Source organism: Myxococcus sp. CA039A (assembly GCF_013336645.1).
Lineage (GTDB): Bacteria > Myxococcota > Myxococcia > Myxococcales > Myxococcaceae > Myxococcus > Myxococcus llanfairpwllgwyngyllgogerychwyrndrobwllllantysiliogogogochensis.
Genome location: NZ_JABUMQ010000369.1, coordinates 1 through 10,186, shown reverse-complemented (window position 1 = coordinate 10,186; position 10,186 = coordinate 1). Strand labels below are relative to the sequence as shown.

The 10,186-nt window shown below is 68.3% G+C and carries 6 protein-coding genes; all 6 read left to right on the top strand.

Annotated features, from left to right (window positions below; translation table 11 throughout):
• Positions 1-2,196: RCC1 domain-containing protein (locus tag HR086_RS40055; protein WP_217442137.1), on the top strand; the 2,196-nt coding region annotated here is incomplete at its 5' end.
• 185 nt (positions 2,197-2,381) lie between these two features.
• Positions 2,382-5,306: an alpha/beta fold hydrolase gene (locus tag HR086_RS40050; RefSeq protein ID WP_174463761.1), complete on the top strand. Its 2,925-nt coding sequence runs from the start codon at positions 2,382-2,384 to the stop codon at positions 5,304-5,306.
• 20 nt (positions 5,307-5,326) lie between these two features.
• Positions 5,327-6,865, top strand: coding sequence for a class I adenylate-forming enzyme family protein (locus tag HR086_RS40045; RefSeq protein ID WP_256433706.1), 1,539 nt, complete (start codon positions 5,327-5,329; stop codon positions 6,863-6,865).
• A complete protein-coding gene (locus HR086_RS40040) occupies positions 6,862-8,148 on the top strand; it encodes a type III PLP-dependent enzyme (RefSeq protein ID WP_174463759.1) in 1,287 nt (428 codons plus the stop codon). Before HR086_RS40045 ends, HR086_RS40040 begins: the two co-directional genes overlap by 4 nt.
• Positions 8,145-8,405, top strand: coding sequence for a phosphopantetheine-binding protein (locus HR086_RS40035; RefSeq protein ID WP_121763088.1), 261 nt, complete (start codon positions 8,145-8,147; stop codon positions 8,403-8,405). The genes HR086_RS40040 and HR086_RS40035 overlap by 4 nt, the downstream gene beginning before the upstream one ends.
• Positions 8,402-10,186: AarF/ABC1/UbiB kinase family protein (locus HR086_RS40030; RefSeq protein WP_174468239.1), on the top strand; the 1,785-nt coding region annotated here is incomplete at its 3' end. The genes HR086_RS40035 and HR086_RS40030, both read left to right, overlap by 4 nt.

The window sequence follows — 10,186 nt, the reverse complement described above, 5'->3', positions numbered from 1 at the left end:
GTCTGGTCCTGGGGGAACAACGCGGACGGGCAGGTGGGGGATGGCACCCGGCTGCTCAGGACGGAGCCCACGCGAGCGGCCGCCATGTCCGTGCGCGTGGAGACCGCGGCTGGAACGAATCACTCGTTGGCGATGAAGCCAGACGGCTCGGTGTGGGCCTGGGGCTCCAACAACTTCGGACAACTGGGTGACGGTTCGACGACGCATCGGGCCGCTCCGGTGCAGGTGGTGGGACTTGGCGTGGACGTCCTGGCGCTCGCGGCGGGGCGCGGTTTCTCCCTGGCCTTGAAGACCGATGGCACCGTCTGGACGTGGGGCGAAAACGCCAGCGGTCAGCTTGGGAATGGGACGACCACCGCGCGAAGTGTCCCCGAGCAGGTCGCGGGGTTGAACGATGTCGTGAGCGTCTCGGCGGGCGACAACCATGCGCTCGTCGTGAAAGCGGATGGGACGGTGTGGTCCTGGGGCTCCAATCAATCAGGGCAGTTGGGAGACGGCGGCACCACTTCTCGTGGAGTGCCCGCCCAGGTCCCCGGACTCACCGCCATGGTGGAGGTGGTGGGCGGCAACTCCCACTCCCTGGCGCTGAAGCGGGACGGAACGGTGTGGGCATGGGGTAGCAACGGGTTTGGACAGTTGGGGGATGGCACGACGACCCAGCGGCTTCTTCCCGTGGCCGTACCGGGCTTGACGGGCGTGGTGTCCCTCTCCTCGAAGTACCTCCACTCCATGGCCTTGCGAATGGATGGCACCGTCTGGGCATGGGGCTACAACTACACGGGGCAGCTCGGAGACGGCTCCACCACGCAGCGACTGGTGGCCACGCGGGTCCTCGGCCTCACGGATGTCTCCGCCATCCGCGCGGGAAGCTCCTATTCCGCGGCGCTGAAGTCGGATGGCACCGTGTGGACCTGGGGTTTCAATTCTTCGGGGCAGTTGGGGGATGGCACCACGAACCAACGCCTGGCGGCGGGACGTGTCGTGGGTCTGGTGAATGTGATGTCGCTCGCCGCGGGGGATGCTCACCTCCTCGCGGCCCGGGACGACAACACCTTGTGGGCCTGGGGCTCGGGCACCTCGGGGCAGGTGGGTGACGGCGTCTCCGCCATGTCGCTGGCGCCGACGAAGACCTTGTTCTCCGGGGCGCGAGCCACCAGCGCGAGCTTGTCCTACTCGCTGGCGGTACGGGGAGACGGCACGGTGTGGAGCTGGGGGACCAATTCGTCGAACGGTGTGCTGGGGGATGGCAGCACGGTGGTGCGGCGAACCCCCGTCTCCGCCAGCGGCCTTTCGAATGTGCTGAGCCTGGATGCCGGTCCCAATCATGCATTGGCGCTCCGCGCGGGCGGCATCGTCTGGGCCTGGGGCTACAACACGTCGGGACAACTGGGGCAGGGGCAGAACAGCGCGCCGGTGTTCCTGTCGCCCGCATGGGTGCCGACGCTGACCAACGCGGTGGCCGTCGCCGCCGGTGATTGGCACTCGTTCGCGCTTCGGGCGGACGGCACCGTCTGGGCCTGGGGCGAGAACTGGCAGGGCCAGCTCGGTGACGGCACTGCCACGAACACGCGGTACTCACCAGTGATGGTGGCCAACCTCTCCGGCGTCGTGGCCATCTCCGCCCGGCGCAATCACGCCCTCGCGCTCAAGGCAGACGGAACCGTCTGGAGCTGGGGCTTCAACACCCAGGGGCAGCTCGGAGACGGGACCCTCACGAGCCGTCAAGCTCCCGTGCCTGTGGGTGGCCTGTCGAATGTGCTCGCCATCGACACCGGGGATTCCTTCTCCGTGGCGTTGAAGTCAGACGGGACGGTGTGGACGTGGGGGCAGAACAGCGCGGGGCAGTTGGGGGATGGCGGCAATCTCAACCGCCTGGTGCCCACGCAGGTGCTCGGGTTGACCCGAGTCGCCTCCGTGACGGCGGGAGCCCAACATGTACTGGCTTTGATGGCGGATGGCACGGTGCGCTCGTGGGGCGCCAACAGCGCGGGGCAGCTCGGCGATGGGAGCAATGCCGCGCGGAACCTGCCGGTGGTCGTGCCGGGCCTCACGGGCGTGCTGTCTGTCATGGCGGGCGACCAGCACTCGCTGGCCATTCGCGATGACCGGACGCTGTGGGGCTGGGGCCTCAACCTCCATGGCCAGCTGGGCAACGGCGTTCTGCCGCACCGCACCTTGCCTGTGAACGTCTGGTAACGCATACATGAGGCGTGGGTCCCGGGGGCGTCGTCCCCTCCCGGGACTCTGTCGAGAATCGTATGGTTCAATCGCCTTGCGATGCAATCAATGTCATACGAGACACATCGTAATCGTGTTGACAGCCCGCGATATGCCCCGCATAAGGTTGGCTGCATTTGCAGCCCTACCCAGCGGAGCGGCCCATGGGTGCGACATATGCGAATCCCCTGGAGTATGACGGACGAGAGCTTCGTCCCACCCGGCTTCTCCTCACCGGGGGCACGGGGTTCCTGGGAAGCCACTTCCTCCTCTGGCGACTGAGGGCAGGGGGACGGCTCTTCGTCCTGGTTCGTGGCACGTCGCCGGAGCATGCGCGCGAGAGACTCCTGGAATCTCTCGCGGAGGCCGCGGCCTCGTATGACGTCCCCGTTCCATTGGAGGCCGTCGAAAAGAATGTCGTCTGCCTCGTCGGCGACATCACCCTCCCGCTCTGTGGCCTCTCACCCGAGGACCTGGGGCGACTGGAAGAGGCGCGGCTGGAGGAGGTGTGGCATTCCGCGGCCAGCCTCGCGTATGAGAATCGCCACCGGGACAAAATCCATGCACACAATTGCATCGGGACGAGAAACATCCTGGAGGTCGCGCGGAAGGTAGGGGCCGAGAGGTTTGTCTATGTCTCCACCGCCTACACGGCGGGCACCCGGCGCGGAGTGATTCCCGAAGCGCTGCATCCGGAACCCACGGGCGGTGCCGCGGACTTCAACAACTACTACGAGGAGAGCAAGGCGCAGGCGGAGCGCGAGGTCTCTCGTGCCTGTGAGGAGGCCGGTCGCGCCTACAGCATCGTCCGTCCCTCGGTCATCATCGGCCCCAGCGCGAGCCGACGCAGCGGGGGGACGCGGTTCGGAATCTATGGCTTCGTGCGGGAGCTGTACCGGCTGCGCCGGGAGCTGGCGCAAGTCACGGACCCGCTGCGGCTGCTGGGTCACGAGGGCGCGGGCGTCAACATGGTGCCCGTGGACCACGTGGTGCTGGACATGCTCCGGCTGAGCGCCACCCGGTTCGAGGGCGGGCCGGTGCATCACCTGGTGGGGCCCGTGGAGCTTCCGGCCACGGGGATGGTGGACCGGATGTCCCATGCGCTCCGGCTGCCCATCCTCAGCTTCACCACGCACCGTGAGACGGAAGCGTCCCCGATTGAACAGCTGTTCGATTTGCGCGGCGCCTTCTACGCAAGCTACGGCCTGAACCCGAAGCGGTTCGCCCGCGCGCTCCCTCCGCACCCGCCGCTCTCCCTCGCGGACCTGGATGTCTACCTTTCGAGCTATCTCGCGGAGCTGGCGCGCGAGCGCGAAGGGCTGGTGTTCACCCCCGTGCAGGTTCGCGCCCCGGATGGGGCGGAGGTGTGTGCCTTCACCCGGGGGGACCCCGCGCGCCCGGTGCTGGTCCTCTGCAACGCCTACGCGATGCCCGAGGAGTTCCTGGCTCCGCTCGCGCAGCGGCTGGCCCAGAACTGGCGGGTGGTGACGTGGAACACCCGCTGGCTGCCCACGCCGACGCCGGACTTCAATCCCTCTCAGTGTGACTCCAGCGTCCATGTGGCGGACCTGATCGCCGTGCTCGACCGGCTGGGAATCTCCCGGGTGGAGACGGTGGTGGGCTGGAGCAGTGGCGCGCAGGTGGCGCTGCGCGCGCTGGCCGAACACCCCGAGCGGTTCGCGAGCGGCGTGCTGCTCAACGGGACGGTGTCGCTGGCGGCGACCGCGGACCACCCGATGACGTCCTTCGAGAAGAACCTCCGCCAGCTCTTCCCCCAGATTGCCGCCAACCCCCGGGTGGCGGAGCGCTACTGCAAGCTGATTTTCGGAGGCAGCCCCGGAGCCGAGGCGTCGAACAGCGAGGACCGGAAGGTGGTGGCCAGCGTCCTCACCTCCACGGACCCCCACCTGCTCTACATGACCAGCGTGCCGTTCCGCACGCCGTCCAGTCTCTTCCGATACGCGAACATGGTCTGCGCGCTCTTCCGCGAGCGGGAGGACGCCTGGACGTCCTCCGTGAAGCAGCCCGTGCTCGTCTTCGGAGGTGGAGCGGATGCCATCTCGCACCCGGACCAGGTGGCGCTCCTGGCCTCCCGGCTCGTCGGCGCGAAGACAGTGCTCCAGCCGACCGCGGACCACTTCTCCCATTTCTATGACGAAGGGATGGCCACCATGATTGAGGACTTCGCCCAGCACGCGCCCTCCGGGGCGCTTCCCGTGGAGCCTTCCGGGGATGGTTTCGCGCGCACCCTGGAGCGGCTGATTCACCTCTCCAACGCGGACACCTCCAATCCCTTTCGGGAGCTCGTCTGGGAGAAGTCCCTCCCCGAGGACCAGCCCTGGATGAGCCCGGAGCTGCTCTCCGTCCATGGCACGCCCTGGGCCCAGAAGCTGACGCAGGAGCAGCTCCTGCGGCTCAGCAAGTGGGAGTGCATCAACTTCTTCAGCCTGAACGTGACGGGCATCCGCGAGCTGCTCACGGAGATGATCAGTCGCATCCACACCCCCGGCTACGAGGTGTCCTCCGAATACCTCCACCACCTGGTGCTCGAGGAGAATGAGCACATGTGGTACTTCTCGCGGTTCTGCCTGACGTACGGCGGAAAGATATACAAGGACCGCCGCATCCGTTACGACACCTTCCCCGAGACGGACATCAAGGAGTTCCTGGCCTTCGCCACGGTGCTGGTGTTCGAGGAGATTGTCGACGGCTACAACAGCCACATGGCGAAGGACATGCGTCTGCCGCCCTTCGTGCGTGAAATCAACCGGCTGCACCACTCGGATGAGACACGCCACATCAGCTACGGGCGGTTGAACATCGAGCGGCTCCACCAGGGGCTGCGGGCGAAGCACGGCGTAGAGCGACTGCGGGACGTGGAGCGCGCGCTCAAGCGCTTCATGCTCACGTCGATGCAGAAGCTCTACAACCCGGACATCTACAAGGACGTGGGGTTGCCCGAGCCGCTGAAGCTTCGCAACGAGCTGCTGGCCCATCCCGAGCGCGTGGCCTTCAACGAGCGCATCCTCTCGAAGACAACGAGGTTCATGGTGAAGAAGGAAATCTTCACCGACGACCGGCTGTCCTGACCTGTCTGGGAGAGACACGCATGTCGCCCCATCACCTCTGCGGTTTGCTGGAAGAAGCCGAGCGCCATCATGGAGACCGTCTGTTCTTGTCTGACGACCGGTCCTCGCTCACCTATGCCCAGCTCGCCACGGCCACCCGGCGTCTGGGGGGCTGGCTTTCACGCCAGGGTTTCCGGCGGGGAGACAGGGCCGTCATCCTCACCCGCAACCGCGCGGAGGCGGCCCTGGCCGCGTTCGCGACGGCGCGGCTGGGCGGCATCTTCGCGGTGCTGCATGGCGCGATTCGCGAGCCGGGCCTGCGGAGGATTCTGGAGCAGGTGACGCCCACCGTGGCCTTCCTGGACGAGTCCACCGCGCACCTCGCGCCTGCCTTCGCCGACGTGCCCATCGTCTGGGTGGGGGAGGGCGCGGAGCCGGCCTCGGGAATGCGGCTGTCGCGCATCCTGGACAGCGAGCCCGCGGAGTGTCCGCCCTTCTCGGGTGTGGACGTGGATCCGGTCTGTCTCATCTACACGTCCGGCTCCACGGGAGCGCCGCGCGGCGTGACGCTCAGCCACGACAACATCCTCTTCGTGGTGGCCGCCATCCAGGAGCGGCTCCAGTACCGCGCCGAGGACGTGGTGGGCGTCTTCCTGCCGCTCTCGTTCGACTACGGCCTGTATCAGGTGTTCCTCGCCGCGCAGGTGGGGGCGGGCGTGTTCGTCGGGAGCGCGGAGCTGGCCGGGCCGGCGCTGGTCACCACGCTGGAGCGACAGCGGGTCACCGTGCTTCCCGGCGTGCCCACGTTGTTCGCCGCGTTGCTCAAGCTGCTCGGCCGGAGTGGGGCGGGCGCGCTGCGCTTGAGGGCGCTCACCAACACGGGCGCGCATCTGCCGGCCAGCCACGTGGAGCATCTCCGGCGTCAACTGCCGGGAGTCTCGGTGTTCCCCATGTATGGACTGACCGAGTGCAAGCGCGTCTCCATCCTCCTGCCCGAGGAGTTGGAGGCACACCCGGGCTCGGTGGGGCGCGCGCTGCCCGGCACGGAGGCGATGATTCTGGACGAGCAGGGCCATGTGCTTCCGCCAGGCGAAGTGGGGGAGCTGGTCATCCAGGGGCGCCACGTCGCGCTCGGGTACTGGCGGGCGCCGGAGGAGACCGCGCTGCGCTATCGCGTGCACCCGCGCGGGCTGGGCCGCGTGCTGTTCTCCGGTGACCTGTTCCGGATGGACGCGGAGGGCTTCCTCCAGTTCGTCGGGCGCCGGGACTTCCTCCTCAAGCGCCGGGGCTTCCGGATGCACCCGCTCGAAATCGAAGAGGTGGCCTGCGGGCTGCCCGGTGTCGCGGAGGCGGGCGTGGTGCAAGAGGCGCAGGTCGACCGGTTGCACCTCTTCGTCACCTCCCTCCCAGGCGCGCCGCCGCCGCGCGAGGCCGGGCTGCTCGATGCGCTCGCCAGTCGCCTGGAGCCCTACAAGGTTCCGGACCAGGTGCACTGGGTGCCAGAGCTGCCGAGGACGGCCAACGGCAAGCTGGACCGGGCGGCCCTCGCGAGTCTGCTGACGGCGGGAGGACAGCCATGAGCGCGCCGATGAGTCCGCACCTGGCGGCTCGGGCCGCGGCATGGTTGGAGATGTACGGCTCGCCCCTCTACGTCTACGACCTGGGGGACGTGGAGCGGCGCACGCGCGAGCTCATGTCCGTCCTGCCAGAGGGCAGCCGGGTGTTGTTCTCGCTCAAGGCCAACCCGCTTCCGGCGATGGCGGAGGCGCTCTGCCGGCTCGGCTGCGATGCGGAGGTGTCGTCGCCTGGAGAGCTGGCGGTGGCGGTGGCCGCGGGCTTCGCTCCGGAGCGGGTGCTCTACTCCGGCCCGGGCAAGAGCGCCGACGAGGTGCGTGGGGCGCTCGGCGCTGGCGTGACGCGCTTCTCCGCCGAGTCGTGGACGGACCTGGAGCGCATCGACCGGGCCGCGCGAGCCGCTCGGCTTCGGGCGCGAGTCCTCCTGCGCGTCAACCCGGATGCGCCTCCCGTGGCCCGGCTGGCGATGAGTGGCGTGAGCAGCCAGTTCGGTCTCGACGAGGCGGAGTGGCGCGAGGGCCGCGCACGCGTGGCCGCGCTCGGTGCCGTCGAGCTGATGGGGTTGCACATCTACCAGGGCACCCAGCTCGCGGATATTCCCGCGCTGCTCTCCGCGCTGCGGGTGGCGCTGGAGGTGGGGGAGTCGCTCTCCAGTGCGTTCGAGCTCCCCTTCCAGGTGATGGACCTGGGAGGCGGATTCCCCTGGCCCTTCGCCACGCCCGGTGTCGGACCGGAACTGGCGCCCCTGCGCGAGCCGCTCGCGCAACTGGCCGCGGAGCGACGGAGGACCGCGTCCGCTTCGCTGTGGTTCGAGTCGGGGCGTCGCCTCTGCGGCTCCTCGGGCACGCTCTGGTCGACGGTGATGGACGTGAAGCGCTCGAAGGGTAAGCAGTACGTCGTCCTCGACAGTGGCATCCACCACCTGGGCGGCATGTCGGGTCTGGGGCGGGTGCCGCTGGTCGGCATCGGCGTCGCGCGGGCGGGCGGGGAGGTGGAGCCCGGAGTGCTGGAGGAGGTCAACGTGGTGGGGCCGCTGTGCACGCCGCTGGATTGCTTCGCACGCAATCTCAAGCTGCCGCCGCTCCGGGTGGGAGACAGGGTGTTCATCCCCAACGTTGGAGCCTATGGGGCGACCGCGAGCCTCACGGGGTTCCTGAGCCGGCCGCCGCCGTTGGAGCTGGCCCACCGGGACGGGGAGGTCATCGCGGTGCACCGGCTGCGCTGGGGACACGAGCCCCACACGCGCTTGCCCATCCAAGGGTCGCTTTCGTCGGAGGAGACACGATGAATACGGACGAGGTGAGGACCAGGCTCATCGAGGTGCTTCGCGAGTTCCTTCCCCGCGTGGCGCCCGACGAGCCGGTGGAGATGGCGCGCCCCTGCAACGAGATGGGGCTGGACTCGATGAACGCCATCAATCTGATGCTCGCGCTCGAGGGAGCGTTCGAGATTTCCTTCCCGGACGCGCTCCTCACCGCGGAGACCTTCCACTCCCCGGCGAGCCTGGAGACCATCGTCCATCAACTGCGCGGCGCCGCCCAGTGAGCTCGCTCCGCGCCGTCCCAGAGAAGGTGGAGCCGGCGCGGCCGGTGAAGGAGGCGGCCCCCTCCTCACCGGCGCGCACCCCCGTGGCGCGCGAGCAGCGGGTGTCCTCGGCGGTCGACCGCTGGCGCAAGCGCGAGGCGCAGGACTCGAGAATCGAGGCGGCCAAGGCGTTGGGGCAGCAGCTCCGGGCGCGGTCCTGGGAGGCCCCGCCCACGCCCCACCAGCGCGAGGCGGAGCAGTACCGCGCCAGCATTGGCAAGACACTGCTCCAATTGGGCGTCTGGATTTTCGGGGCCCTGTGGTTGCTGGTGAGAATCGGCGCGGACGTGCTCCGGCGGCGAGACTCCATCCAGTCGCGAGGCCAGCACCTGCGGCGCCTGATTGAGCGAGCGGGGGGGACGTGGATCAAGCTGGGCCAGCAGATGGCCATCCGCGTGGACCTGCTCCCGTATCCGGTGGCGCAGGAGCTGGAGAAGATGCTCGACGCCGCGCCGCCCATTCCCTTCTCCCAGGTACGCGAAATCGTCGAGCGGTCCCTCCAGCGGCCGATAGCAGAGGTGTTCTCCGAGTTGAGCGCGGCGCCCGTGGGCTCCGGCTCCGTCGCCTGTGTCTACCGCGCGGTGTTGCATGGCGGGGAGGAGGTGGCGGTGAAGGTCCGCCGGCCCGGGGTCGGCTCGCTCTTCGCCGCGGACATGCGCGCGCTGGGGTGGATTCTCGGGCTCGCGGAGCTGTGGTTCGTTCCTCCCGGCTACTCGCGCCAGTTGCTCCACGAGCTGAGCACCATGCTCTACGAGGAGCTCGATTTCGTCCGGGAGGCCCGCTACACGGAGCTCTTCCAGGACCGGATGGACAAGCTGGGCCAGCGCTTCGTGCGCTCGCCGCGCGTGTATGGCGAGCTGTCCAACCACGAGGTGCTGGTCACCGAGTTCGTCTCCGGCATCTGGCTCAAGGACCTCATCTCCGCGGCCGAGCGCAAGGATGAGCCGGGGCTGTCGTCGCTCGCCACGCTGGGCATCGTGCCCCGCAAGGTGGCCCGCAGGCTGCTCAAGATTGCCCGCCTCTGCGCCCAGGAAGGGCTCTTCTTCCACGCGGACCTGCACCCGGCGAACGTGATGGTTCAACCGGACAGCCGGCTGGTGCTCATCGACTTTGGGTCCTGCGGTGCCTTCACGGCGAGGGAGCGCCGGGTGTGGCGCGAAATCGCGGACGCGCAGGCGAACGAGGACGTGGGGCGGATGGTGTCCGCGGTGCTCGCGCTGCTTGAACCCCTGCCCGCGGTGGACGTGGAGGAGTTCTCCCGCAAGCTGGAGGGCATCTTCTGGCAGGACCTCTATGCGAACAAGAGTCGCACCTCGCGCTGGTGGGAGCGCACCTCCGCCAACCTCTGGATAGGGTTCTTCAAGCTGGCCCAGGAGTACAGGGTCCCGATGAACCTCAACACCTTGCGGATGATTCGCTCCACCATGCTCTCCGACAGCCTGGCGGCCCGGTTGGAACCCCGCATAGACCATTATCGGGAGTACCGCCGGTACGAGGTGCAGCTCGGCCGACGGATGCGAGAGCGATTGAACCGGAAACTGGACAGTCTGTCCGAGGACCGCTCGTTCATTCGCTACGAACAGTTCTACGAAGCGGCTGTGGCCGGCTTCTATCGAGTCCAGCGCTTCCTCGACTCCTCGACCTATCGGTTCGCGGTGACGGAGCGGACCGTCTCTTTCGCCCTGTCGCAGGCGCTGCGGGCGGGGAGCTGGCTGTTGCTGGGGGCGCTGACGGTTCGCGTG

Bases quoted from the DNA above. Each gene is read 5' to 3' on its own strand.
- HR086_RS40050 (WP_174463761.1), top strand. From the start codon at position 2,382: ATGGGTGCGACATATGCGAATCCCCTGGAGTATGACGGACGAGAGCTT.
- HR086_RS40035 (WP_121763088.1), top strand. From the start codon at position 8,145: ATGAATACGGACGAGGTGAGGACCAGGCTCATCGAGGTGCTTCGCGAG.
- HR086_RS40045 (WP_256433706.1), top strand. From the start codon at position 5,327: ATGTCGCCCCATCACCTCTGCGGTTTGCTGGAAGAAGCCGAGCGCCAT.
- HR086_RS40040 (WP_174463759.1), top strand. From the start codon at position 6,862: ATGAGCGCGCCGATGAGTCCGCACCTGGCGGCTCGGGCCGCGGCATGG.